General features: G+C 73.0%; 16 protein-coding genes and 3 rRNA genes. All 19 read right to left on the bottom strand.

Features of this window, described 5'->3' with window-relative positions; all coding sequences use genetic code 11:
- Positions 1-159: 159 nt before the first annotated feature.
- The 19 genes from HNR08_RS16150 to HNR08_RS16060 all read right to left on the bottom strand — a co-directional run bounded on the left by HNR08_RS16150 (position 160) and on the right by HNR08_RS16060 (position 25,248).
- Entirely contained in the window at positions 160-1,245 is a 1,086-nt protein-coding gene (locus HNR08_RS16150) for a glycosyltransferase (RefSeq protein ID WP_146840810.1), read from the bottom strand.
- Positions 1,242-2,975, bottom strand: a complete 1,734-nt coding sequence (gene murJ, locus HNR08_RS16145) for a murein biosynthesis integral membrane protein MurJ (protein WP_146840809.1) — start codon at positions 2,973-2,975, stop codon at positions 1,242-1,244. Before murJ ends, HNR08_RS16150 begins: the two co-directional genes overlap by 4 nt.
- A complete protein-coding gene (locus tag HNR08_RS16140; protein WP_146840808.1) occupies positions 2,972-3,916 on the bottom strand; it encodes a hypothetical protein in 945 nt (314 codons plus the stop codon). The genes murJ and HNR08_RS16140 overlap by 4 nt, the downstream gene beginning before the upstream one ends.
- Positions 3,913-4,980 (bottom strand): copper transporter, encoded by a 1,068-nt coding sequence (locus HNR08_RS16135; protein ID WP_146840807.1) that lies wholly within the window; start codon positions 4,978-4,980, stop codon positions 3,913-3,915. Before HNR08_RS16135 ends, HNR08_RS16140 begins: the two co-directional genes overlap by 4 nt.
- A 73-nt stretch (positions 4,981-5,053) precedes the next feature.
- Positions 5,054-6,244 carry a putative cytokinetic ring protein SteA gene (gene steA, locus HNR08_RS16130; RefSeq protein ID WP_146840806.1) on the bottom strand — a complete coding sequence of 397 codons (1,191 nt, stop codon included), beginning with the start codon at positions 6,242-6,244 and terminating at the stop codon, positions 5,054-5,056.
- A gap of 6 nt (positions 6,245-6,250) precedes the next feature.
- On the bottom strand, positions 6,251-7,981 hold the full coding sequence (gene recN, locus HNR08_RS16125) for a DNA repair protein RecN (protein ID WP_168431922.1): 1,731 nt from the start codon (positions 7,979-7,981) through the stop codon (positions 6,251-6,253).
- 4 nt (positions 7,982-7,985) lie between these two features.
- Positions 7,986-8,906, bottom strand: a complete 921-nt coding sequence (locus HNR08_RS16120; protein ID WP_146840841.1) for an NAD kinase — start codon at positions 8,904-8,906, stop codon at positions 7,986-7,988.
- A complete protein-coding gene (locus HNR08_RS16115) occupies positions 8,903-9,724 on the bottom strand; it encodes a TlyA family RNA methyltransferase (protein ID WP_146840840.1) in 822 nt (273 codons plus the stop codon). Before HNR08_RS16115 ends, HNR08_RS16120 begins: the two co-directional genes overlap by 4 nt.
- Positions 9,725-9,729: 5 nt before the next feature.
- Positions 9,730-9,897: a hypothetical protein gene (locus HNR08_RS16110; RefSeq protein ID WP_168431926.1), complete on the bottom strand. Its 168-nt coding sequence runs from the start codon at positions 9,895-9,897 to the stop codon at positions 9,730-9,732.
- A 68-nt stretch (positions 9,898-9,965) separates the two neighbouring features.
- Complete coding sequence (locus HNR08_RS16105; RefSeq protein ID WP_146840839.1) at positions 9,966-11,015, bottom strand: HAD-IIA family hydrolase; 1,050 nt, start codon at positions 11,013-11,015, stop codon at positions 9,966-9,968.
- Positions 11,012-11,887: an ICP22 family protein gene (locus tag HNR08_RS16100; protein ID WP_183835112.1), complete on the bottom strand. Its 876-nt coding sequence runs from the start codon at positions 11,885-11,887 to the stop codon at positions 11,012-11,014. Before HNR08_RS16100 ends, HNR08_RS16105 begins: the two co-directional genes overlap by 4 nt.
- Positions 11,888-13,784: 1,897 nt before the next feature.
- A 5S ribosomal RNA gene (rrf, locus tag HNR08_RS16095) occupies positions 13,785-13,901 on the bottom strand.
- Between the two features lie 97 nt (positions 13,902-13,998).
- Positions 13,999-17,108 (bottom strand): 23S ribosomal RNA (locus HNR08_RS16090).
- Between the two features lie 363 nt (positions 17,109-17,471).
- Positions 17,472-18,992: ribosomal RNA gene (locus HNR08_RS16085) — 16S ribosomal RNA — on the bottom strand.
- Together the 16S, 23S and 5S rRNA genes form the textbook arrangement of a ribosomal RNA operon.
- 939 nt (positions 18,993-19,931) lie before the next feature.
- Complete coding sequence (gene tyrS, locus HNR08_RS16080; protein ID WP_146835716.1) at positions 19,932-21,197, bottom strand: tyrosine--tRNA ligase; 1,266 nt, start codon at positions 21,195-21,197, stop codon at positions 19,932-19,934.
- A gap of 53 nt (positions 21,198-21,250) precedes the next feature.
- Positions 21,251-21,985 carry a DNA-3-methyladenine glycosylase gene (locus HNR08_RS16075; RefSeq protein ID WP_371862371.1) on the bottom strand — a complete coding sequence of 245 codons (735 nt, stop codon included), beginning with the start codon at positions 21,983-21,985 and terminating at the stop codon, positions 21,251-21,253.
- On the bottom strand, positions 21,982-22,584 hold the full coding sequence (locus HNR08_RS16070; RefSeq protein ID WP_246803000.1) for a uridine kinase family protein: 603 nt from the start codon (positions 22,582-22,584) through the stop codon (positions 21,982-21,984). Before HNR08_RS16070 ends, HNR08_RS16075 begins: the two co-directional genes overlap by 4 nt.
- Complete coding sequence (argH, locus tag HNR08_RS16065; protein ID WP_146835722.1) at positions 22,581-24,017, bottom strand: argininosuccinate lyase; 1,437 nt, start codon at positions 24,015-24,017, stop codon at positions 22,581-22,583. The genes HNR08_RS16070 and argH overlap by 4 nt, the downstream gene beginning before the upstream one ends.
- The gene (locus HNR08_RS16060; protein ID WP_146835725.1) at positions 24,010-25,248 is read right to left on the bottom strand and encodes an argininosuccinate synthase; all 1,239 of its coding nucleotides are present in this window, start codon (positions 25,246-25,248) and stop codon (positions 24,010-24,012) included. Before HNR08_RS16060 ends, argH begins: the two co-directional genes overlap by 8 nt.
- Positions 25,249-25,281: the final 33 nt, after the last annotated feature.

Genomic DNA, 25,281 nt, shown 5'->3' with positions numbered 1-25,281 from the left:
CCCGTGGGGCAGCCGCGCGGGCGCGGCGGGGGTGACTCCGGCGACACGCGGCCACCCGCCCCGCCGAGCGGAGGGTTCCGGCGCGACACGCCTGGCGTGTCCGGCGGAACCCTCCTCTCAGGGCGGGCACGGGGCCGCACGGGCCTGCACGCGCCCGCGTCAGCGGTAGTGCGCGTCCAGCTGCGCCAGGACGTCCCCGAGCGCCGGGAGCGTCGCCGCCCGGGCGCGAGCCGCCGCCCGCAGCGCGTCGCGGCGCGCGCCGTCGGCCAGCACCGCCGCGACCGCCGCGCCAAGCGCCGCGGCGTCCCCGACGGGCACCAGCACCGCCGCGTCCCCGGTGACCTCACGGGTCCCGCCCGCGTCGGTCGCCACGACGGCGGCCCCGAGCCCGAGCGCCTCCTGCACCGCGAGCGGCTGCCCCTCCCACACGGCGGTGGAGGCGACCACGTCCGCGGCGGCCATGAGCTCGGCCACGTCCTCGCGCCGGCCGAGCAGCCGCACCGGCGCCCCGGTCGCCGCGACCCGCGCGGCCAGGTCGTCGTGCAGGGGCCCGTCCCCGGCGACCACCCAGCACAGGCCGGACCGCACCCGGCCGGCCTCCGCGGCGGCCGCCACGAGGGTGTCGAGACCCTTCTGCGGCGCGAGGCGCGCGACGGTCACCACGAGGTCGGCGTCCGCCGCCAGCCCGAGTGCGGCGCGGGTCTCCCGCGGGTCCTGCGCCGGGGCGGGACGCCGCGGCGCGGGGACCAGCGCCCGTTCCGCCGTGCGCGCACCCTGCGCGCGCGCCAGGTCCACCAGGTCGCCGGACACCCCGAGCACGACGTCCGCGCCCCGGGCGACCACCCGGCCGAGCACCGCCGACACCGCCCGGACGGCGCGCCCGCCCACCGGCAGGTTGTGCAGCGTCACGACGACCCGCGGGCGGCGGCCGGGCCGCGACCGCACCGCGAGCACCGTGAGCGCGCCGGCGCGCAGCCCGTGCGCGTGCACCGCGTCGGCCTCGCGGGCCAGCGCGGCGAGCCGGGCGACGGCCCGCAGGTCCGAGGCGTGCGGCCGGTCGGCGATCTCGACCGGCGCGAACCGCACCGCTCCCCCGTCGGGCGCGACCGTCCCGCGCAGCCCGGACGGACCCGCGACGACGACGTGGTCCCCCGCCTCGGCGAGCGCCTCCGCGACCTGGGCGACGTGCCGGGCGACGCCGCCCGCGCTCGAGCCCAGCACCTGCAGCACCCGTCGTGCCGTCACCGGTCCGCCTTCCGTGCGGGGTCGTCGTCGTGGGCGGGCGGCTCCGGCGGCAGCGTCCCCGGCACCGCCGCGTCGAGCGGCACGTCCGCCGGGGTGACGGCCGCGCCGCCGCGCCGGACCAGGCCGGTGAGGGTCGTCCGGTCCAGACCCCAGACGAGCGCGACCACCACCGCCCCGGCGACGGCACCGCCGCCCGCCGCGGCCGCGATGGCGCCGGGGAGCCCGTCGGTGAGCGCCTGCACCGTGTCGACGGTCCACCGCCCGACCACCGCACCGACGGTCCCGCCGACCAGCAGCACCGCGGACGTGCGCAGGATCCCGCGGACCGCCTCCGCGCCGGCCGCGGCGCGGAGCACGAGCACGAGGACGACGGCGGCGACCAGCATGCCGGTGCTCGTCCCGATGCCGAGCGCCCGCAGCGTCGCCGGGCCGTCCTTGGCCCCCGGCACGAGGATCGCGCACGCCACCCAGGACGCGACGACGACCGTCGCCCAGCCGCTGCTCACGGCGAGCACCGCGAGGCGCCCGCGCTCGAGGGCGTACAGGGCCCGGGACACGTGGAAGATCAGCCCGAGCCCGAGCAGGCCCGGCGCGATCAGGGTCAGCGCGACGTCCATCGAGGCGATGAGCTCGGTGCGCCCGGAACCGATCACCGAGAACACCGTGGCGACCGCCGGGGCGACCGCCGCCAGCAGCGCCGCACCCGCACCGCCCGCCACCAGGACCGCCCGCGTGGTCACCGCGGCCAGCGGCGCGTACCCGGCCCGGTCCGCCCGCGCGGCGGCCGCGGCCAGCCGCGGGAACGTGCTCGTCGCCAGCGGCACCGCGAGCACGGCGTAGGGCAGCAGGTAGGTCGGCTGCACCATCGACTGGAACACCGTCAGCGCGCCGTCGCCGCCGTAGCGCCGGGACAGCGTGATCGTCGCGAGCACCGAGACCTGCTGCGCGACCAGCCCGCCGATCCCCGCCAGGGCCAGCGACCGGGCCCGCGACGCGACGCCCTCGGGGAACCGCAGGCCGAGCCGGAGCCGCACCCCGGAGCGCCACACCGGGACCAGCAGGGGCAGGCCCATCGCCAGCACGCCGGCGGTGGTCCCCCACGCCAGCAGCTCGGCGGCGCCGGGCGGCAGCCCCGCGACGTCCGCGGTGTCCGCCGACAGGCCCGCACCGGCGAGCAGCCGCCCGTAGCCCGCGTACGTCGCGATCACCACGAGGCTGGACAGCACCGGCGCGAACGCCGGCCAGAAGAACTTCTTCTGCGCCTGGAGCACCCCCGACAGCACGACCGCGAGCCCGTACAGCGGCAGCTGCACCGCGAACACCCGGATGAAGAACGCGACGAGGTCGCGCTCGGCGGGCGACCCGAGGTCCGCGAGCACCGCGATCGGGTGCGCGGCCAGGGCCAGCGCGGCGCCGATCAGCGTGAGCCCGCCGAGCGTCCAGCCGAGCATCCCCGAGGCGATCCGCGAGACGTCGTCCCGCATCCCGCGGGCCAGCGGCCCGGCGATGACAGGGATCAGCGCACCCGCGAGGGCCCCGCCCGCCGCCACCTCGAACAGCACGTTCGGCAGCGTGTTGGCCCAGTTGTACGCGTCGCCGACCGCCTCGGCGCCGACCGCGTTGGCGAAGACCAGGTTCCGCGCGAAGCCCAGCAGCCGGCTGACGACCGTCACGACCGAGATCAGGGCCGCGGCGCCCGCCAGACCGGACAGGACGCCCCGCCGGCTCACCGCCCGGGCACCCCGTCCGGCGCGGGCACGTCGGGCGCGGGCCCGTCCGGCGCGTCCGCGGCGACAGCCGGCGCGTGCGCGGGCCGCCGGCCCCAGCCATCGATCTCCCGCAGCACCGGCGTGCGCGCGATGACCTGCGTGAAGCTCACCTTCTCGGACGCCACCGTCAGGCCCACGACGCCCGCGAGCAGCGCGAGCCGCGCGGGCCGCGGGAGCTGCTGCACCGCGACGGTCCCGAGCACCGCGCCCAGCCCGTTCGCCCCGGAGTCGCCGAGCATGTCCCGCTCCGCGAGGTCGTCGGGCAGCTCCGCGGCGACCGCGCCGAGCACGGCGGCCGCGGCGCCCCCGCCCGGGCCGCCGAGCACCGCGGCGGGCGAGGCGGCCAGGCCGGCGGCCTTGAGCGCGCGCCCGGGCCGCAGGTCGAGCAGGTTCACGAGGTTGGCGGTGGCGGCGATGAGCGCGCCGTCCAGCGCGACGTCCACGAGCCGGGCCGCCGCCGCGGCGCCCCGTCCGGACGGGTGGGTGTCGTGGGGCCGGCACAGCGCGGCGGCGACGAGCGCCCCGGCGCCGATGCCGAGCACCTTGAGCCCGCCGGTCGTCACCTCCCCGCGGGCCAGGGCGCCCAGGTGGCCGCGCAGGCCCTTGCGGACCGTGCCCTCCCGGTCCTCGGTGAGGTCGTCGACCAGGCCGAACGCGGTCGCGGACGTCGTGGCCACGGCGAGCGCGGCCCCGTCCCGGGCCGACGGCGCACCGACGAGCCCGCCGGCCAGCACGCCCGCCGCGACGGCCGGGCCGCCGAGCAGGCTCACGGGCTCGCCGCGGTGGTTGGTGCGCTCCCAGAGCCGCGCCCCGCCGGGCGGGTCGTCGTCGAGGACGCCGCGCACGACGCTGGTGGTCAGCCGCGCGGTGACCGCCGCGGCGACCCGCCGGGCGACGCTCACCCCTCGGCCCCCGCGTCGCCCTCCGTGCCGGCGCCCTCGGTGCCGTCAGCCGGCACCTCGTCGCCGGTGGCGGTCGGCGTGCGGTCCGGCAGCGGCAGCACGGTGGTGGTCGGCAGCGCCGTCAGGTCCTCGCCGCGCCCGTAGTGGCCGTTCGTCCCGCCGATGCGCGCGTTCAGCGCGAGCGGCACGTTGACGCGGCCCGCGGTGGTGTCGCCGTCGGAGACGGTGGTGAGGTCGCCGGCGGCGTCCTCGTCGGCCAGGATCGCGGACACCAGGGTGCCCTCGGCGAGCGGGCCGTCGACCACCACCGCGCCCTCGGAGCGGTCCTGCGCGACGCGGGCCAGCGCGATCTCGGCGTCCAGGGTCGCCTGCAGCTCGTCGGCGTCCGGCGTGGCCTCGGTGCCCGCGGCCGTGGGCACGACGGTCGGCGCGACCAGCACGATCGCGTCGGCCGGCGCGGACACGGTGTCCTCGAACGCCACCAGCGGGTCGTCGCCCGAGGTGAGGAACTCCAGGAGCGTGGCGGCGGAGCTGCTGAGCTGGTCGGGGTTCGCGGCGTCCGCGCCGGTCAGGCCCTGGACGAGCGCCTCGGCGAGCGAGGTGTCCACGGACGCGCCGTCGGCGGGCTGCGGGTCCAGGTACGCCGCGATGCTGCTGACGAGCGCCGAGCGGAACTGCCGCAGGTCCGTGGAGGTCCACGCCTCGTTCAGCGTGACGCGCGCGCTCACCGAGGCGCCCGCGTCGGTGAGCTGGTCCTCGACCGCGGTGCGGGCGTCGCCGTCCACGGTGCCGAGCGAGACCACGGCGACGCGGCGGTCGCTCAGCGTGCCCTCGACGAGCTCGGCCCCGGCGGCCCCGATCCAGGCGTCCGCGGCGGCGACGTCCGCGGCGGACTCGTCGAGCTCGGTGCGCAGCGCGTCCTTCTCGGCGCGCAGCTGGTCGACCTGCCCGGTGAGGGTGTCGCCGATCGTCTCCTTCAGCGGGCCGGCGCCGAGCGCGATGCCGACGGCCAGCGCCAGGAACACCGAGATCAGGGAGACGAGGTGGTAACGGAAGTCGATCACAGCGGGAGCTCTCGGTCGGGTGCCGGCACGAGGGCGGCACGGGAGGGGGCGGGCGTCGGGGCCGGCGGGCACGTCATGGCGTGCCGCCGAACAGCGACCCCAGCCAGGAGACGAAGTCGTCCCACCGGGCCGCGGTCAGGCCGATCAGGGTCTGCCCGGCGGTGGTCGAGGCCAGCGCGACCCCGAGGGCGAGCAGGCCCGCCAGCACGAGCAGGGTGAGCTGGAGGTTCGAGATCCGGTTCCGGTACAGCCGGGACACGCCCTTGGCGTCCACGAGCTTGCCGCCGACCCGGAGCCGCGTGAGGAAGGTGCTCGCCATGCCGGAGCGGCCCTTGTCGAGGAACTCCACCAGGGTCGCGTGCGTGCCCACCGCGACGATGAGCTCGGCGCCCTTGTCGTCCGCGAGCAGCATCGCGACGTCCTCGCTCGTGCCGGTCGCCGGGAAGACGATGTGCGGCACGCCGAGCTGGTCGACGCGGGCCAGGCCCGGCGCGCGGCCGTCGCGGTACGCGTGCACGACGATCTCCGCGCCGCAGCGCAGCGCCCGGTCGGACACGGAGTCCATGTCGCCGACGATCATGTCCGGGGTCCACCCGGCCTCGAGGATCGCGTCCGCGCCGCCGTCCACCCCGATGAGCACCGGGCGGTACTCGCGGATGTACGGGCGCAGGGTGACCAGGTCCTCCTTGTAGTGGTAGCCGCGCACCACGATGAGGACCTGCCGGCCCTCGATCTCCGTGACGATGTCGGGCACGCCGACGCCGTCGAGCAGCAGGTCGCGCTCCCGGCGCAGGTAGTCCATCGTGTTCGCGGCGAACGACTCGAGCTGGACCGACAGGCCCTCGCGCGCGGCCGCCTGGTCGGTGGCCACGGACTGCTCGGTCTGCACGACGCCCTCGGCGACCAGCCGGTCCCCGTCGTGGACGGCTCCGCCGTCGATGCGCAGTGTCCGGCCCTCGCGGATCGTCATGACGTCCGGCCCGAGGTCGTCGACCAGCGGGATGCCCGCGGACACGAGGATGTCCGGGCCGAGGTTCGGGTAGCGGCCCGACGTCGAGCGCGCGGCGTTGAGCACCGCGGCGGGCTGGCAGGCGACGAGCGCCTCGGCCGAGACCCGGTCGATGTCGACGTGGTCGATCACGGCGATCTCCCCGGGGCGCAGCCGCTTGGTCAGCGACTTCGTGCGGGGGTCGACCCGGGCCGGGCCGACGAGCTCGCCCCCCTGGGGCGCGGCGGGGCGTCTACGGGAGGGCAGGAGTTTCATCGGTGTTCATCGTGCCACGCTTCCCAGCTCCAGGAGCTCCGCCGCGTGCGCGCGCGCCGCACCGGATTCCTCCTGGCCGGACAGCATCCGGGCGAGCTCGCGCACCCGGTCCTCCCCCGCGACCTCGCGCACGCCGGACGCCGTCACCGCCCCGTCCTCGGCCTTGGTGACGACCAGGTGCCGGTCCGCGAACGCCGCGACCTGGGCCAGGTGCGTCACCACGAGGACCTGCGCGTTCCGCGCCAGCGCCGCGAGACGACGCCCCACCTCGGTCGCCGCGCGCCCGCCGACGCCGGCGTCGACCTCGTCGAACACGAACGTGCCCGGGCGGTGCTCGCCCTGGTCGGGGGACGTGGCGAGCGCCACCTCGAGCGCCAGCATGACGCGGGACAGCTCGCCGCCGGACGCACCCTTGCCGAGCGGCCGGGCGGGCGCGCCCGCGTGCGGGACCAGGAGCATCTCCACGACATCTCCACCGTGCGGACCCAGCTCCGGCGCAGGCTCGACGCGCACCTCGAGCGACGCGCCCGCCATCGCGAGGCCGGCGAGCTCCTCGGAGACCGTCGCGGCGAGCCGGGTGGCGGCGTCCCGGCGGGCCGCGCGGATGCGGTCCGCGAGGTCCGCGAGCCGCGCGTCCAGGGCCTGCCGCTCGGCGGTCAGGGCGGTGACCCGCTCGTCGCCGTCGCCGATGTCGAGCAGCCGGCGGCTGCCCTCGTCGGCCCAGCGCAGCACCGCCTCGACGTCCTCGCCGTACGACCGGGTCAGGGCGGCCAGCTCCGCGCGCCGGGTCTGCGCCGCGTCGAGGCGCAGCGGGTCGGCCTGCAGGTCCTGCAGGTAGGAGGACAGCTCGGTCGCGGCGTCCGCCAGCAGGTAGCCGGCCTCGGCCACCCGGTCGCGGAGCTCGGCCAGCCGGGCGTCGTGCGCGCCCGCGCCGTCCAGCAGGCGGCGGGCGTGCTCCACCGCGCCGGCGGCGCTCGGGGCGTCGTCCGCGGCGTCCTCGTCACCGACCAGCGCGGCGTGCGCGCCCGTCGCGGCGGCCCGCAGGTCCTCCGCGTGCTCGAGGCGCTCGATCTCCGCGGCCAGCTCCGTGTCCTCGCCGGGCTGCGGGTCGATGCGCTCGACCTCCGCCAGCCCCAGGCGCAGCAGCTCCGCCTCCCGCGCCAGGTCCTGCCGCCGGGACGTGAGGTCGTCGATCGTCGCCTGCAGCCGCGCCCGCTCGGCCCACGCCGCCCGGTACTCGCCGAGCAGCGCGCCGTGGGCCGCGCCCGCGAACGCGTCCAGCGCCTCCCGCTGGTGCGCGGGCGACCGGAGCCGGGCCTGGTCCTGCTGCCCGTGCACCGTGATGAGGTACTCGGCCAGCTCGGCCAGCACGGCCTGCGGCACCGACCGGCCGCCCAGGTGCGCGCGGGACCGGCCGGGTGCGTCGTCGGTCGGCGCGGACACCGTGCGCAGCAGCACGAGGCCGCCGTCGTCGTCGGTCGCCGCGCCGGCCTCCTCCGCCCGGTCCAGCACGGGCGACCCGGCGGGGACGACGACGCGCCCCTCCACCACCGCCGACGCCGCGCCGCGCCGGACCGTCGCCGGGTCGGCCTTGCCGCCCAGCAGCAGGTTCAGCCCGGTCAGCACCATCGTCTTGCCGGCGCCGGTCTCGCCGGTCAGCACCGTCAGCCCCGGATGCAGCGGGATCCGGGCGCCGGTGATGACGCCCAGGTCGCTGATCGTGATCTCCTCGAACACGCCCTCAGTCCTCGTCCGTCCGGTCGGGGTCGTCGTGCCGCCGGCGCGCCGCGTGCCCGGCGTGCAGCTCCGGCGGCCTGCCGCGCCAGCCCGCCACCGGCAGCGCGAACTTGTGCACCAGCCGGTCGGTGAACGGCGCCGGGGTCAGCCGCGCGAGGCGCACCGGCACGGGCGAGCGCCGCACCTCGACCCGCGAGCCGGCGGGCACCTCGATGTGCCGCCGGCCGTCGCACACCAGCACCGCCGGGGACGGCGACCGCGTCAGCACCTCGACGGCCACGACGCTGCGCGGGCCGACCACGAGCGGCCGGGCGAACAGCGCGTGCGCCGACAGCGGCACCACGATGAGGCTGTCCACCTCCGGCCACACGACGGGCCCGCCGGCCGAGAACGCGTGCGCCGTCGAACCGGTCGACGTCGCCAGCACCACCCCGTCGCACCCGAAGCTGGACAGCGGCCGGTCGTCGACCTCGATGACGACCTCGACCATCCGCGCCGGCTCCGCCTTCTCCAGCGCCGCCTCGTTCAGGGCCCACGACGTCACCGGGTCCGCGCGCCCGGGCACCTGGACCTGCACCTGCAGGGTGGTGCGCTCCTCGACGGTGTAGTCCCCCGCCGCGATCCGCCGGACCGCCTCCGTGATGTCGTCCCGCTCGCTCTCCGCGAGGAAGCCGACGTGCCCGAGGTTGATGCCGAGCAGCGGCACCCCGGCCGCCCGGGCGAGCTCCGCGGCGCGCAGGATCGTCCCGTCGCCGCCGAGGATCATCGCCAGCTCGATGTCGTGGAACGCCATCCCCGGCACGTCCTCGCCGGCCAGCACCGGGGTGAACCCGGCTGCGGTCAGCGCGGCGGCGGCCTCCTCGGTCGCCGTCACGGCCTCGGGCCGACCGCTGTGCGTGACCACCAGCACCCGCCTGCTGCTCATGCGCCGGCACCTCCCTCGTCCTCGACGACCTCCCGCACCCGCGCGCCGAGGGCACCGGCGGGCAGCGCGCCCGCCGTCCCGCGGCGCAGCCACAGGAAGAACTCCACGTTGCCGCTCGGCCCGGGCAGCGGGCTGCGCGCCACACCCCGGACGCCGAGCCCCTGGTCCGCGGCGGCCCCGGCGACCGCCAGCACCGCCTCCGCGCGCTGCTCCGGCGAGCGGACCACGCCGCCCGACCCCAGCCGCTCGCGGCCGACCTCGAACTGCGGCTTGACCATGAGCACCAGGTCCGCGTCCGGCGCGGCGACCGCGACCAGCGCGGGCAGCACGATCGCGAGCGAGATGAACGACAGGTCCCCGACCACCAGCTGCGGCGCCGGGTCGACGTCCCCCGCCGCCAGGTACCGGACGTTCACGCCCTCGCGCAGGTCGACCCGCGGGTCGGCGCGCAACCGGTCCACGAGCTGCCCGTGGCCGACGTCCACGGCCACCACCCGCCGCGCCCCGCGGCGCAGCAGCACGTCGGTGAACCCCCCCGTGCTCGCGCCCGCGTCCAGGCAGACGCGGTCCGCCACGGCCACGCCCGGGAACGCCTCGAGCGCCCCCAGCAGCTTGTGCGCCCCGCGGGAGGCCCAGTCGTCCTCGGGCTGCTCCGGGGGCTCGACCCGCGCGTGCTGCCCGTCCGCCAGCGGGGACGCCGGCCGGAGCACCGGGTGCCCGTCGACGGACACCCGGCCGGCGGCGATCAGCTCGGCCGCGTGCCGGCGCGACCGGGCCAGCCCGTCCCGGACCAGGGCGGCGTCGACGCGCGTCGCCACCCGCCTCAGCCCTCCGCGTCGGCGAGGCGGTCCTGCAGGGCCGTGTGCACGGCGTCGAACACGGCGAGCTGCTCGTGCAGCCCCAGCTCGGTGACGTCCGTCAGGCGCGTCAGCACCTCGTCCACCGCCCGGTCGCCCGTCGGATCCACGCTCGCCTCTCCCTGCTCCGCCACCGGCGGCTGCTCGTCGGCGCGACCGTCCGGCCACGCCGTCCCGCGCCCCCCTTGCACTGCCGGCCAGGCTACCGGCCGGCACCCACGCCCGCGGCGTCCTGCGGGTCGACACGCAGCTCCGGCACCGAGGCCGGGTCCAGCTCCGCACCGCCGTCCACGGCCGCCCAGGCGGCGGCGCACGCCGCGCGCACCAGGTCGATCCCGGCGGTCGAGCCGCCGAGCTCCAGCCGCCCGCCGGTCACCCGGGCCGCGGCGTCCCCGCAGGTCCACCAGCCCTCGGCGCCCTGGACCGGCTCCGGGTGCGGCACCAGCAGGCCACCCAGGTCCGCCGCGATGAAGTGCGGCCGCAGCCCCGGGGGCGCCAGCACGTCGTCCCGCGCGGTGCTCACGCCGGTCAGCACGTGCAGCCCCGCGAAGCCGCCGGTGCGCGCCCCCGCGAGGTCGGTGTCCAGCCGGTCCCCGACGACGAGCGCCTCGCGGGCGCCCGCCCGCTGCACCGCCATCTCGTACATCGTCGACGCCGGCTTGCCCGCGCTGTCCGGCTCGACGCCGGTCGCCGCCGTCACCGCGGCCACGAGCGCGCCGTTGCCCGGCGCGAACCCGCGGGCGGTGGGCAGGCTCAGGTCCCGGTTGCTCGCGACGAACCACGCGCCGCCCGCCACCGCGTACGCCGCCTCGGCCAGCTGCGCCCAGCCGACCTCGGGGGCGAAGCCCTGCGCCACGGCGTCCGGACGGTCCTCCGCGGACGTGACGACGGTGAACCCGGCGTTCCGCACCGCGGTGACCAGGCCGGCGCCGCCGACGACGAGCACGGTCGCGCCCGGCTCCAGCCGCGTGGCCAGCAGCGCCGCCGCGGCCTGCGCCGCCGTCATCACGTCGTCCGCCCGCGTCGGGATGTCCAGCGACGTCAGCTGGTCCGCCACCGACTCCGGCTCGCGCGACGCGTTGTTCGTGACGAAGACCAGGCGCATGCCCGCCGCCCGCGCGCCGGCCAGGCCGGCGGCCGCGCCGTCGATGGGCTCGTGCCCGCGGTACGCCACGCCGTCCAGGTCGACGAGGGCCAGGTCGTAGCGCTCGGCCAGCGGGATGTCGCTGCCGAGCAGTCGTGCGTGGGTCACTCGTCCTCCGTGTCGTCCTCGGTCGGCGCGTCGGCCGGGTCGGGTGCTTCGGCGGGCTCGCCCTCCGCGACGTCGGCGTCCCCGGCCTCGGCGGCCGGCTCCTGGTCGGCGTCCTCGGGCTCGGCGCCGGCCTCGTCGTCGTCCGCGAGGTCCGTGGTGCCCGCGTCCGTGCTGTCGCCCTCGGCCTCGTCGTCCTCCTCGAGGTCGAACACGACGACGTCCTCGTCCGGCTCGGGGTCGGCGAGCTGCGCGAGCAGCGCCGGCGGGACCGCGGCCTCGGCGGCGGCAGCCTCCTCCGGGCGGCCCGCGGCGCGTAGCGCCTCGGCCCGGGCCTGCACGACCCGCGCCCCGAGCACCGTCTTCACGGTCCCCGTCGCGATCCCGGACAGCGCCGCGATGGCGGCGTCCGGGTCGCCCATGTCGAGACGCGCCCCGCTGACGACCATCGCCAGCTCCACCCGGCCCTGCACGTCGAGCTGCTCCGCCTCGGGCTCGGCCGCCATGGCGATCGCCCGCTCGGGACGCCCGAGCCCCCGCTCGCAGTCCGCCATGACGGCGAGGTGCTCCGACGACCCGTTGAGCCGCCGCACCGTCCGCAGCTCGCGCAGCGCCTCGGCGAACCGCCCGGTCCGGTACGCCGCCAGCCCGGCGGCCTCCCGCACCACGTCGACCCGGCCGCCGTGCCGCACCGCCGCCTGGGCGTGCTCGTAGGCGAGCTCCGGGTCGACGTCGAGCAGCCGACCGGCCATCACCAGGTGCCGTCCGACGACGCCGGCGTTGTCCTTGCTCAGGGTGCGCAGCCGCGCGCGGACCTCGCGGTCGAGCTGACCGAACTCCACGTCGTCCGGGATCTCCGGGCCGTAGACCCGCACGGCCTGCGGCGGACGGCTGTCCCGCCGGTCGTCCTCGCGGTGCGGGCCTCGGCGCAGGGGACGCCGCTCGTCGGAGCCGCCCGGGCCCCGGCGGTCGTCCCGCGGGCCACGACGGTCGTCACGGAAGCCACCGCGCTCGTCCCGCGGGACGCCACGACGGTCGTCCCGGGGACCGCGACGCTCGTCACGGAAGCCGCCGCGGTCGTCACGAGGCCCCCGACGATCATCGCGGAAGCCCCCGCGGTCCTCCCGCGGACCACGACGGTCGTCGCGGAAGCCCCCGCGGTCCTCCCGCGGACCACGACGGTCGTCGCGCCGGTCCGCACCGTCGCGGCGGTAGCCGCCGGAGCGCTCGCCACGGGCGTCGCCGTGGCGCGCCCGGTCGCGGCCGTCGACGTCCCGGCGCTGGCCGCGCTCCTGCCAGGGACCACGCGGCCGGTCGCCGCCCTCGGTGGGCCGCGGCGCGGAGCCGCGCTCGCCACCGTCCCGCGGACCGCGGAACCCGCCGTCGCGCGGGCCGCCCGACCGCCGGTCGTCGCCGTCGCGCCGGAAGCCGCCCCGCACGTCCCGGTCGTCCCGGCGGATCCCGCGCTCTCCGCCGTCGCGGTGCCCGCCGCGCGACTCCGCAGCACCTTGGCCGCCGCGGTAGCCGCCACGCGTCTCGTCGCGCGGACCGCGGTCGTCCCGGCGGAACCCCCCGGAGCGAGCCCCGGCGTCACGCCCCTGCGGCGCACCGGACGAGCGACGTGCGCCGCCCCGGTCGTCGCGCCCGGCGGCGTCGCGGGGGCGGTCACCCTGGTACCCGCCACCCGGCCGCGAGGAACGGTCGCCCGAGTACCCGCCGGCCCGCTCGCCGCGGTCGCGGCCGTACCCCGACCGCTCGCCCTGGTACCCGCCGCGGGAACCGTCGCCGGCTCCACCGCGCGGGCGGTCCCCCTGATAGCCACCGGAGGGGCGGCCACCGCGGTCGCGCTGGTACCCGCCGCCGTCACGCGAACGGTCCCCCGGGTACCCACCACCGGTCCGCTCGTCGCGGTCACGCCCGTACCCGGACCGCTCTCCCTGCCCGCCGGGCCGCTCGCCTCGCTGGTAGCCGCCGCCGTCACGCGGACGGTCGCCCTGGTACCCCCCGCTCGGGCGACCGGCACGGCCACCCTGGAAGCCGCCCGTGCGCGAGCCGCGGTCATCCGGGTACCCGCCCGTCCGGGGGCCGCGGCTCGCGCCGCCGTCACCCGACTGACGCCCACCGCGGTCGGACCGGTCGCCGCCACGAGCGCCCCGGACGTCCCCGCCGGCGCCCCGCTCGGGCCGCGATCCCGCATACCCACCGCGCTCGCCGCCGGTGCTCCGCTCGCCGTCGCCGCGTCCCCGCTGACCCGCCACCCTCGGGGTGCGGGCGGGCCGGGCACCGCCCGCCGGGCGTGCTCCGTTCCGGTTGCCGTAGCGCCCGACGCCACCGCCGCGGCGATCGCCCTCGTCCGCCGAACGCGTCCCGCGCTCGTCGCTGCTCATGTCCTGCGTCTCCTCGTCATTCGACCGCTGACCATGGTCTCATCCAGCCGCCCCCGCCCCCACATCGAGCCCCGCACCCACGCCGAGACCGCAGCAGATGCCGACTCGAGGAGCCCCGAGACCGCACCTCCTGCACTCTCGGCAGTGGGGGTCAGCTGCGCCGGGCACCCGCACGGCGAAGCCGCGTGCCGGGCCGGCGGTCGACCATCCGTCCCGGGGGTGTCGACTTCGTCACGTCCTTCGAGGCCCCCGAGGCACTCGAGTTCGTCAGGCGGCTCTGAGAGCAGCGCCGCCCCATCCCCGGCGCCCACCGCGGGCGGCACGCGAAAGTCCTCGGGAAACAGAAGAAGCCACCCCAGCGATGGGGTGGCTTCTTCTGAATGATGTCCGGCGGCGTCCTACTCTCCCACACCCTGGCGAGTGCAGTACCATCGGCGCTGAAGGGCTTAGCTTCCGGGTTCGGAATGGGACCGGGCGTTTCCCCTTCGCTATGACCGCCGTAACTCTGTCGAACTGTCAACACGGGACACCCCTCGGGTTCGAAGGGTGCGTGCTCGTGGTTCGGGAACCGCACAGTGGACGCGTAGCAAAGAGTATGAGTGGTGAAGTTGTCGGCTTATTAGTACCGGTCAGCTGCGAGAGTCTTGAGTCCTCTCTTCCACATCCGGCCTATCTACCCGGTGGTCTAGCCGGGAGCCTCTCGGGGCAAGCCCCGTGGAAACCTCATCTTGAAGCAGGCTTCCCGCTTAGATGCTTTCAGCGGTTATCCCTTCCGAACGTAGCCAACCAGCCGTGCTCCTGGCGGAACAACTGGCACACCAGAGGTTCGTCCGTCCCGGTCCTCTCGTACTAGGGACAGCCCTTCTCAAGTTTCCTGCGCGCGCAGCGGATAGGGACCGAACTGTCTCACGACGTTCTAAACCCAGCTCGCGTACCGCTTTAATGGGCGAACAGCCCAACCCTTGGGACCTACTCCAGCCCCAGGATGCGACGAGCCGACATCGAGGTGCCAAACCATGCCGTCGATATGGACTCTTGGGCAAGATCAGCCTGTTATCCCCGGGGTACCTTTTATCCGTTGAGCGACGGCGCTTCCACAAGCCACCGCCGGATCACTAGTTCCGACTTTCGTCCCTGCTCGACCTGTCAGTCTCACAGTCAAGCTCCCTTGTGCACTTGCACTCGCCACCTGATTGCCAACCAGGCTGAGGGAACCTTTGAGCGCCTCCGTTACATTTTAGGAGGCAACCGCCCCAGTTAAACTACCCACCAGGCACTGTCCCTGATCCGGATTACGGACCGAGGTTAGATGTCCAGAGCGACCAGAGTGGTATTTCAACGTTGACTCCACCGACACTGGCGTGCCGGCTTCACAGTCTCCCACCTATCCTACACAAGCCGCACCGAACACCAATACCAAGCTATAGTAAAGGTCCCGGGGTCTTTCCGTCCTGCTGCGCGTAACGAGCATCTTTACTCGTAGTGCAATTTCGCCGAGTTCGCGGTTGAGACAGCGGAGAAGTCGTTACGCCATTCGTGCAGGTCGGAACTTACCCGACAAGGAATTTCGCTACCTTAGGATGGTTATAGTTACCACCGCCGTTTACTGGGGCTTAAATTCTGAGCTTCGCCTTGCGGCTGACCCGTCCTCTTAACCTTCCAGCACCGGGCAGGCGTCAGTCCGTATACATCGTCTTGCGACTTCGCACGGACCTGTGTTTTTAGTAAACAGTCGCTTCTCCCTGGTCTCTGCGGCCCTCCACGCTTCCCGGGCAAGCCGGTACACGCTTCAGGCCCCCCTTCTCCCGAAGTTACGGGGGCATTTTGCCGAGTTCCTTAACCACGATTCTCTCGATCGCCTTGGTATTCTCTACCTGACCACCTGAGTCGGTTTAGGGTACGGGCGGCTAGAACCTCGCGTCGAAGCTTTTCTCGGCAGCATAGGATCACCCAATCATCCAGCATACGCTGTCACCATCGGTTCTCAGGCTGTGTGAGTGGCGGATTTGCCTACCACTCGCCCTACGGCCTTGGACGTGGACTACCATCGCCACGCTGGGCTACCTTCCTGCGTCACTCCCGTTAATACGCTTACCTACTACCGGATCGGGTCACGCGCTCCCCGTGACGGTGACTCCCGAAGGAGTCGGTGCCACGGCTCGGGCGTTTAGCATCACCGGGCTCGGTATGGGCGGTTCTTCGCCGGTACGGGAATATCAACCCGTTGTCCATCGACTACGCCTGTCGGCCTCGCCTTAGGTCCCGACTTACCCAGGGCGGATTAGCCTGGCCCTGGAACCCTTGGTCATTCGGCGGACGGGTTTCTCACCCGTCATTCGCTACTCATGCCTGCATTCTCACTCGTGTGGCGTCCACCACTGGGTTACCCCGCAGCTTCACCCGCCACACGACGCTCCCCTACCCATCCACACGCCTGGACCACGAAGGCCTAGCGCAATGTGTGAATGCCACAGCTTCGGCGGTATACTTGAGCCCCGCTACATTGTCGGCGCGGAATCACTTGACCAGTGAGCTATTACGCACTCTTTCAAGGGTGGCTGCTTCTAAGCCAACCTCCTGGTTGTCTGTGCAACTCCACATCCTTTCCCACTTAGCATACGCTTAGGGGCCTTAGCTGGTGGTCTGGGCTGTTTCCCTCTCGACTACGGAGCTTATCCCCCGCAGTCTCACTCCCGCGCTCTCACTTACCGGCATTCGGAGTTTGGCTAACGTCAGTAACCTGGTAGGGCCCATCGGCTATCCAGTAGCTCTACCTCCGGCAAGAAACACGCGAGGCTGCACCTAAATGCATTTCGGGGAGAACCAGCTATCACGAAGTTTGATTGGCCTTTCACCCCTAACCACAGGTCATCCCCCCGGTTTTCAACCCAGGTGGGTTCGGTCCTCCACGCGGTCTTACCCGCGCTTCAACCTGCCCATGGCTAGATCACTTCGCTTCGGGTCTAGAGCACGCGACTGTGACGCCCTATTCGGACTCGCTTTCGCTACGGCTTCCCCACACGGGTTAACCTCGCCACGTACCACTAACTCGCAGGCTCATTCTTCAAAAGGCACGCCGTCACCCCTGCTAGGGAGGCTCCGACGGATTGTAGGCACACGGTTTCAGGTACTATTTCACTCCCCTCCCGGGGTACTTTTCACCTTTCCCTCACGGTACTTGTCCGCTATCGGTCACTAGGTAGTATTTAGGCTTAGCAAGTGGTCTTGCCAGATTCACACGGGATTTCTCGGGCCCCGTGCTACTTGGGATCCCCTTCGGGAGGTCACGTCATTTCGTCTACGGGGGTACCACCCTCTGTGCCGGGCCTTTCAATGCCCTTCGACTATAACGAGACTTTCTGACTCCCTGCTGACTCGGCAGAATCAGCTGAAAGGTCCCACAACCCCGTACACGCAACGCCTGCCGGCTTGACACGCATACGGTTTGGCCTGATCCGCTTTCGCTCGCCACTACTCACGGAATATCTCTTCCTGCCGGTACTGAGATGTTTCACTTCCCGGCGTTCCCTCCACACACCCTATATATTCAGGTGCGGGTCACACGACATGACTCGTGCGGGGTTTCCCCATTCGGACATCCTCGGATCACGGTTCGTTTGCCAACTCCCCGAGGCTTATCGCAGGCTACCACGTCCTTCTTCGGCTCCTAGTGCCAAGGCATTCACCCTGTGCCCTTAAAAACTTGACCACAAAGACATACTTTAAAAGATGCTCGCGTCCACTGTGCAGTTCTCAAACAACGAACGATCCCCGACCTCACGCCGGCGCCTACCCACCGCCCCGAAGAGCAGCTGGCGGTTCGACCGACCGACCGGGCCCGTCATGAAGCAACCTCCCTCGCGGGCTGTTCCCTCAGGACCCAACAGCGTGCCTGGGCGACCGACCCGACCCGGCGGTGCGCGTTCCATCCCGAAGGAGTACTGACGCGATGCCGGCCCGAGCGGGCCGCCGTAGTTGATGTTCCACCCTTGAGCACCACCCCCGACGCGTTCGGCCGGGGCATGGCCTCTGCACGACCCCACCGAAGCAGGGCGTGTCAGATGCTCCTTAGAAAGGAGGTGATCCAGCCGCACCTTCCGGTACGGCTACCTTGTTACGACTTAGTCCCAATCGCCAGTCCCACCTTCGACGGCTCCCCCTCAAAGAGTTGGGCCACCGGCTTCGGGTGTTACCGACTTTCGTGACTTGACGGGCGGTGTGTACAAGGCCCGGGAACGTATTCACCGCAGCGTTGCTGATCTGCGATTACTAGCGACTCCGACTTCATGGGGTCGAGTTGCAGACCCCAATCCGAACTGAGACCGGCTTTTTGGGATTCGCTCCACCTCGCGGTATCGCAGCCCTTTGTACCGGCCATTGTAGCATGCGTGAAGCCCAAGACATAAGGGGCATGATGATTTGACGTCATCCCCACCTTCCTCCGAGTTGACCCCGGCAGTCTCCTATGAGTCCCCGGCATGACCCGCTGGCAACATAGGACGAGGGTTGCGCTCGTTGCGGGACTTAACCCAACATCTCACGACACGAGCTGACGACAACCATGCACCACCTGTACACCGACCTTGCGGGGCAACCATCTCTGGAAGTTTCCGGTGTATGTCAAGCCTTGGTAAGGTTCTTCGCGTTGCATCGAATTAATCCGCATGCTCCGCCGCTTGTGCGGGCCCCCGTCAATTTCTTTGAGTTTTAGCCTTGCGGCCGTACTCCCCAGGCGGGGCACTTAATGCGTTTGCTGCGGCACGGAACTCGTGGAATGAGCCCCACACCTAGTGCCCAACGTTTACGGCATGGACTACCAGGGTATCTAATCCTGTTCGCTCCCCATGCTTTCGCTCCTCAGCGTCAGTTGCGGCCCAGAGACCTGCCTTCGCCATCGGTGTTCCTCCTGATATCTGCGCATTCCACCGCTACACCAGGAATTCCAGTCTCCCCTACCGCACTCTAGTCTGCCCGTACCCACTGCAAGCCCGAGGTTGAGCCTCGAGTTTTCACAGCAGACGCGACAAACCGCCTACGAGCTCTTTACGCCCAATAATTCCGGACAACGCTTGCGCCCTACGTATTACCGCGGCTGCTGGCACGTAGTTAGCCGGCGCTTCTTCTGCAGGTACCGTCACTTGCGCTTCTTCCCTGCTGAAAGAGGTTTACAACCCGAAGGCCTTCATCCCTCACGCGGCGTCGCTGCATCAGGCTTGCGCCCATTGTGCAATATTCCCCACTGCTGCCTCCCGTAGGAGTCTGGGCCGTGTCTCAGTCCCAGTGTGGCCGGTCGCCCTCTCAGGCCGGCTACCCGTCGTCGCCTTGGTGGGCCGTTACCCCACCAACAAGCTGATAGGCCGCGAGTCCATCCCTGACCGATAAATCTTTCCAACCGCATCGGATGCCCGAGCGGCACGTATCCGGTATTAGACCTCGTTTCCAAGGCTTATCCCAGAGTCAGGGGCAGGTTACTCACGTGTTACTCACCCGTTCGCCACTGATCCCCCCAGCAAGCTGGGGTTCACCGTTCGACTTGCATGTGTTAAGCACGCCGCCAGCGTTCGTCCTGAGCCAGAATCAAACTCTCCGTAAATGTCTACTGGTCCCCACCACCCGAAAGCGGTGGACAACCGACACACGAAACGACCCCCACCCGCTGGCGAGCGGAGATCAGTCAATTCGGCTTCTGCAGGAACCGACCCGACGGGGTCGGACTCGGCTCCCAATCGAAACCAAGACCCACCACACGAACCAGTCACCCCGAACGAGGCGACCAACCCGAGCGATGAACCATCTTGGCATCAACTACTAGGCACACTGTTGAGTTCTCAAAGAACAGACGCGCATCCCCCACTCACCCTTGCGGGCTCCTGGCCGGAGGCTCGGTTCCAATCTACCAGAGCTTCTGGTCCGTTCCGCTCGCGTTTCCGCGGCTTCCCGTTCCTCCACTCTATCAGAGCTTCTGGTTCGCTTTCCCGTTCCCGGTCCGGCGCTCCATCACTCTACCAGAGTTTCTGGTCCGCTTTGCCGGGGCAATTCCCGGCTCGGCTTTCCTTCACTCTACCAGAGTTTTCGTCCCGCTTTGTCGGCGTCAATTCCGACCTCGCGAGCGTCCCGCTCCGGTCTCGGCGCGACCGTCCGGACGCCGAGGCGCCTGCCGGTCGTGCTGAGGGGGTGGCCACCCGTGGGACCAGCCACCGGGTTGATCCTCGGTGTCCGTTCCTCCCTGCCGGGCGACTCGGAGAACATTACGCGGACGTTTCGCCCAGCGTCAAGCCAGCGGGCTCACGGGCCCCGCGCGCTCCCCGCACCCCCGCTGACCTGCGCGTTCGCGCGCGGCCTGCCGGGGTGACCCCAGTTGTGGCGCGACGGGCGCCGGTGCGACGCCCGTCACTCTGGGTCCAGGGTGCCCCGGGGCCGCGGCCGGCGCAAGCCCTCGCCCGTCATCCGGGCACGCCGGGGTCGCACCCCGGACGACGACGGGGCGGCCAGCACCGGACGTGCCGACCGCCCCGTCGGGGCGGAGCCGCGCCTAGGCCGACGCCACCCGCGCCACCGCGAGGGTCCGCTTGCCGCGGCGCAGCACCAGCCACTCCCCGTGCAGCAGGTCGTCGGCCCCCACCACGGCGGTGTCGTCCGCGACCTTCCTGTTGTTCACGGACGCCCCGCCCTCGGCGATGGCGCGGCGGGCGGCGCCCTTGGACGCGACCAGCCCCGTGGCGGCGAGCACGTCGACGACCGGGTCGCCCACCCGCACGTCCGCGGACGGCAGCTCGGCCACGGCCGCGCGCAGCGTCGCCGCGTCGAGCTCGGCCAGGTCGCCCCCGCCGAACAGCGCGCGGCTCGCGGCGATCACCTTGTCGGTCGCGTCGGTGCCGTGCACCAGCGAGGTGACGTCGTATGCCAGCGCCCGCTGCGCCTCGCGCGCCTGGGGCCGCGTCGCCACGGCCTCCTCGAGCTCCGCGATCTCCTCGCGGGGGCGGAAGGTGAACACCTTGAGGTAGCCGACCACCTCGGCGTCGTCGACGTTGAGCCAGAACTGGTAGAAGGCGTACGGGCTCATCATCTCGGGGTCGAGCCAGATCGCCCCGCCCTCGGACTTGCCGAACTTCGTGCCGTCCGCCTTGGTGATGAGCGGGGTGGTCAGCGCGTGCACCGACGCGTGCTCGGACTTGCGGATCAGCTCGACACCGGACAGCAGGTTGCCCCACTGGTCGTTGCCGCCGGTCTGCAGGGTGCAGCCGTGCCGGCGGTGCAGCTCCAGGTAGTCCATGCCCTGCAGGATCTGGTAGCTGAACTCGGTGAAGGAGATGCCCTCGTCGGAGGCCAGCCGCCGGGCGACGGTGTCCTTGGCGAGCATCGTGCCGAGCCGGTAGTGCTTGCCGACCTCGCGCAGGAAGTCGATGGCGGTGAGCTCGCCGGTCCAGTCGAGGTTGTTCACCATGCGCGCCGGGTTCTCGCCGTCGAAGTCGAGGAACCGGCTGATCTGCGTCTGCAGGCGCTGCACCCACTCGGCGACGGTGTCCTTGGTGTTGAGGACGCGCTCCCCCGACATCCGGGGGTCGCCGATGAGGCCGGTGGCCCCGCCGACGAGGGCGAGCGGGTGGTGGCCGGCGAGCTGCAGGTGCCGCATGAGCACGAGCTGCACGAGGTGGCCGTGGTGCAGGCTCGGCGCGGTGGGGTCGAACCCGGCGTAGAACGTCACCGGGCCGGCGTCGAGCGCCTCGCGCAGGGCGTCGAGGTCGGTGGTCTGGGCGACGAGGCCGCGCCAGGCGAGCTCGTCGAGGAGGTGGGTCACGGGTGCTCCTTGCGTCGCGCGGCCGGGGGCGGCCGCACCGTCGGCGGTCGGGGTCATGCCGGCGTCGCCCCGCGCTGCGGGCTGCTTCCCGACGCCGGCCGGCGATACGCCGGGCGGAAGGCGGACACGGTGGGCTCGCCGGCGAGCCAGAACCGCCACGGGTACCGCGCGGCGTCGCCGCCGGCGCCGGAGACGCCGACCCGCGGGCCCGTGGCGTGCGCGCCGGTCACGGCGTCGGGGTCGCGGTGCAGCACGATCCGCCCGCCGGGCTCGGTGACGTCGGCGCCGTAGTCGTCCATGCCGAGGCCGAGCGCCACCGCGAGCCGGGCGGGGCCGCGCGCGATCTGCCGGTCGGAGTCCACGACGCCGGCGCGGGCCCGCCGGTCGCGGGCGAGGTCCACGCCGTCGACGACCTCGCCGGCGCGCAGCAGCACGGCCGAGGCGGCACCGGCGGGCCCGGTGACGACGTTGACGCAGTGGTGCAGCCCGAGGTGCCGGTAGACGTACATCCGCCCGGGCTCGCCGAACATGACGGCGTTGCGCGCGGTGCGGCCGCGGAAGGCGTGCGAGCCGGGGTCGGCCTCGCCCGCGTACGCCTCGACCTCGGTGAGGCGCAGCGTGACGTCGCCGTCGGCGGAGCGGACGGTGAGGTGCGCGCCGAGCAGGTCCGCCGCGACGTCGAGCACGGGCCGGGAGTACCAGACGCGGGCGGGCACGCGGCCGAGGGGGACGCCGGCCGCGGCGGCGTCGGGCACGCCGCCGGCGCTGTCCGGGACCGCCTGGCTCACCGGGCCATCCTGCCCCATGCGTCCACCCGGACGTCGGCGCGTCCGCGGGTGTCCTCGCGGGCGTAGTGCGCGGTCTCGGTCCGCATCCACCGCTCCCACTGCGGCAGGGCCGCCTCCCCGTCGCGCTCGAGGCCGCGCGCCAGCCGGGTGGCGTCGTCGGCCTCCACCCACACGAGCAGGCTGAGGTCGGGCGCCGCCGCCCGCCGGCCGGAGCCGCAGCCCTCCAGCACCAGGACGTCGGGCACGGGCACGTCGACCCAGTCGTCGAACCGGCCGGCGACCCAGTCGTACCGCTGGAACCGCCCGGGCAGCCCGCGGCGCAGCGGCTCGAGCACCTGCGCGGCCAGCCGGGGCCACAGGTCGCCCTCCAGCCCGGACCAGCCCTCGTACAGGTCGTCCATGTGCAGCACGTGGCCGCGCGCCCCGGCCTCGGCGCACCGCTGGACGACCGCGGCGGCCAGGGTGGTCTTGCCCGACCCGGCGGGGCCGTCGACGGCGACCAGCCGGACGGGCCCGAGCCGGCGCGGCGCGGACAGCAGCAGGGGCACGACGACGCCCGCGGCGTCCTCGTGCCCCTGGGGCGGCGCGGTCGAGGTCATCCCGCGATCGTGCCAGACGCGGCCGCCCACCCCCGCAGGTCCGCGGCCCGGGCGCGCGCCCGCTCGAGCTGCTCGGCCACCCGCACCGGGGCGGTCCCGCCGTGCGCGGACCGGGAGGCCACGGACCCCTCGACCGACAGGACGGTCCGCACCTCGGGGGTGAGGTGCGGCGACACGGCGGCGAGCTCGTCGTCCGTGAGGTCCCACAGCTCCACCGGCGGCTCATGCTGCTCGCACGCCCGCACGCACGCGCCGGCCACCTCGTGCGCGACGCGGAACGGCACGCCCTGGCGGACCAGCCACTCGGCGACGTCGGTGGCCAGCGAGAAGCCCTGCGGCGCGAGCGACGCCATCCGCTCCGTGTCGAAGGTCAGCGTCGCGACCATCCCCGCGAACGCCGGCAGCAGGACGGTGAGGGTGTCGACCTGGTCGAACACCGGCTCCTTGTCCTCCTGCAGGTCCCGGTTGTACGCGAGCGGCAGGCCCTTGAGCGTGGTCAGCAGCCCCGTGAGGTCGCCGACCAGCCGCCCCGCCTTGCCGCGCGCGAGCTCGGCCACGTCGGGGTTCTTCTTCTGCGGCATGATGCTCGACCCGGTCGAGTAGGCGTCGTCCAGCCGGACGAAGCCGAACTCGTGCGTCGACCAGAGGACGACCTCCTCCGCGATGCGGGACAGGTCGACGCCGAGCATCGCGGACACCCAGGCGAACTCCGCCACGACGTCGCGGGCGGCGGTGCCGTCGATCGAGTTCTCCACCGGCCCGTCGAACCCGAGCTCCGCGGCGACGGCCGCGGGGTCGAGACCGAGCGACGACCCGGCCAGCGCGCCGGAGCCGTAGGGCGACACCGCGGCGCGGCGGTCCCAGTCGGCGTACCGCTCGACGTCGCGCAGCAGCGGCCACGCGTGCGCCAGCAGGTGGTGCGCGAGCAGGACGGGCTGCGCGTGCTGCAGGTGCGTGCGGCCCGGCATGACGGCGTCGCCGGCCGCGGCGGCCTGGGCGACGAGGGCGTCGACGACGTCGAGGGTCAGCCCCGCGACCTCGCGCGCGGACGACCGCAGGTACATCCGCACGAGCGTCGCGATCTGGTCGTTCCGGGACCGCCCGGCGCGCAGCCGCCCGCCCAGGTCGGCCCCGGCGCGCTCGATCAGCCCGCGCTCGAGCGCCCCGTGCACGTCCTCGTCGGACTCGGCGGCGGCGAACGCCCCCGACTCGACGTCGGCGCGCAGCCGGTCGAGCGCGTCGAGCATGCCCGCGAGCGCGGCGTCGTCCAGCAGCCCCGCGGCGTGCAGCACCCGGGCGTGCGCCCGCGACCCGGCGATGTCCTGCGGGGCCAGCCGCCAGTCGAAGTGCGTGCTCTTCGACAGCGCGGCGAGGGCGTCCGCGGGGCCGCCGGCGAACCGGCCGCCCCACAGCGCGCCCGCCTGCTCAGGCACCGATGCCGCCCTGCGTGCCGAGGTCCTCGCCGTTGCCGAACTGCACGTCGCGCGCGGCGGCGAGCTTGGACGACAGGCCGTAGATCTCGATGAAGCCGCGCGCCGCCGACTGGTCGAACGTGTCGCCCGAGTCGTAGGTCGCGAGGTTGAAGTCGTACAGCGACGTCTCCGAGCGCCGGCCGGTGACCGTCGCGCGGCCCCCGTGCAGCACGAGGCGGACCTCGCCGGAGACGTAGCGCTGGGTGTCGTCGATGAACACGTCGAGCGACTTCTTCAGCGGGGAGAACCACTGGCCGTCGTAGACGAGCTCGGTCCAGCGCTGCTCGACCTGGCGCTTGAACCGGGCCTGCTCGCGCTCGATGGTGACGTTCTCGAGCTCCTGGTGCGCGGCGATGAGCGCGATGGCGCCCGGGGCCTCGTACACCTCGCGCGACTTGATGCCGACCAGGCGGTCCTCGACGATGTCGATCCGGCCGACGCCCTGGGCGCCCGCGCGGCGGTTCATCTCCTGGATCGCCTGCAGCGGGGTGACCGGCACGCCGTCCAGCGCGACCGGGACGCCCCGGTCGAACGTGATGACGACCTCGTCGGCGACCGGCGGGAACGTGGGGTCGTCGGTGTAGGTGTAGACGTCCTTGGTCGGCTCGTTCCAGATGTCCTCGAGGAAGCCGGTCTCGACGGCGCGGCCCCACACGTTCTGGTCGATCGAGAACGGGTTGTGCTTGGTGGTCGCGATCGGGAGCTTCTTGCGCTCGGCGAACTCGATGGCCTTGTCGCGGGTCAGCGCGAGGTCGCGGACCGGGGCGAGGCACTTGAGGTCGGGCGCGATCGACGTGATGCCGACCTCGAACCGGACCTGGTCGTTGCCCTTGCCGGTGCAGCCGTGGGCGACGGTGGTGGCGCCGAACTGCCGGGCCGCGCGGACCAGGTGCTTGACGATCACGGGGCGGGACAGCGCGGACACCAGCGGGTAGCGGTCGAGGTAGAGGCCGTTGGCGCGCAGCGCGGGCATGCAGTACTCGGCGGCGAACTCGTCGCGGGCGTCGGCGACGTAGGCCTCGACGGCACCGCAGTCGAGGGCGCGCTGCCGGATGACCTCGAGGTCCTCGCCGCCCTGGCCGACGTCGACCGCCACGGCGATCACCTCGGCGCCGGTCGCCTCCGCGATCCAGCCGATGCCCACGGAGGTGTCCAGGCCGCCCGAGTAGGCGAGGACGACGCGCTCAGTCATGTTCTTCTCTTTCGTGTCTGCGTGACGGGGATG

Source organism: Cellulomonas hominis, from assembly GCF_014201095.1.
In the GTDB taxonomy this organism is placed as follows: Bacteria; Actinomycetota; Actinomycetes; order Actinomycetales; family Cellulomonadaceae; genus Cellulomonas; species Cellulomonas hominis.
The sequence above is the reverse complement of the archived record's forward strand: the minus strand, read 5'-3'. Positions and strand labels throughout refer to the sequence as shown.

Coding starts and splice junctions, on each gene's coding strand:
- steA (WP_146840806.1), bottom strand. CDS start 6,244: ATGAAACTCCTGCCCTCCCGTAGACGCCCCGCCGCGCCCCAGGGGGGC.
- HNR08_RS16120 (WP_146840841.1), bottom strand. CDS start 8,906: ATGAGCAGCAGGCGGGTGCTGGTGGTCACGCACAGCGGTCGGCCCGAG.
- HNR08_RS16070 (WP_246803000.1), bottom strand. CDS start 22,584: ATGACCTCGACCGCGCCGCCCCAGGGGCACGAGGACGCCGCGGGCGTC.
- HNR08_RS16060 (WP_146835725.1), bottom strand. CDS start 25,248: ATGACTGAGCGCGTCGTCCTCGCCTACTCGGGCGGCCTGGACACCTCC.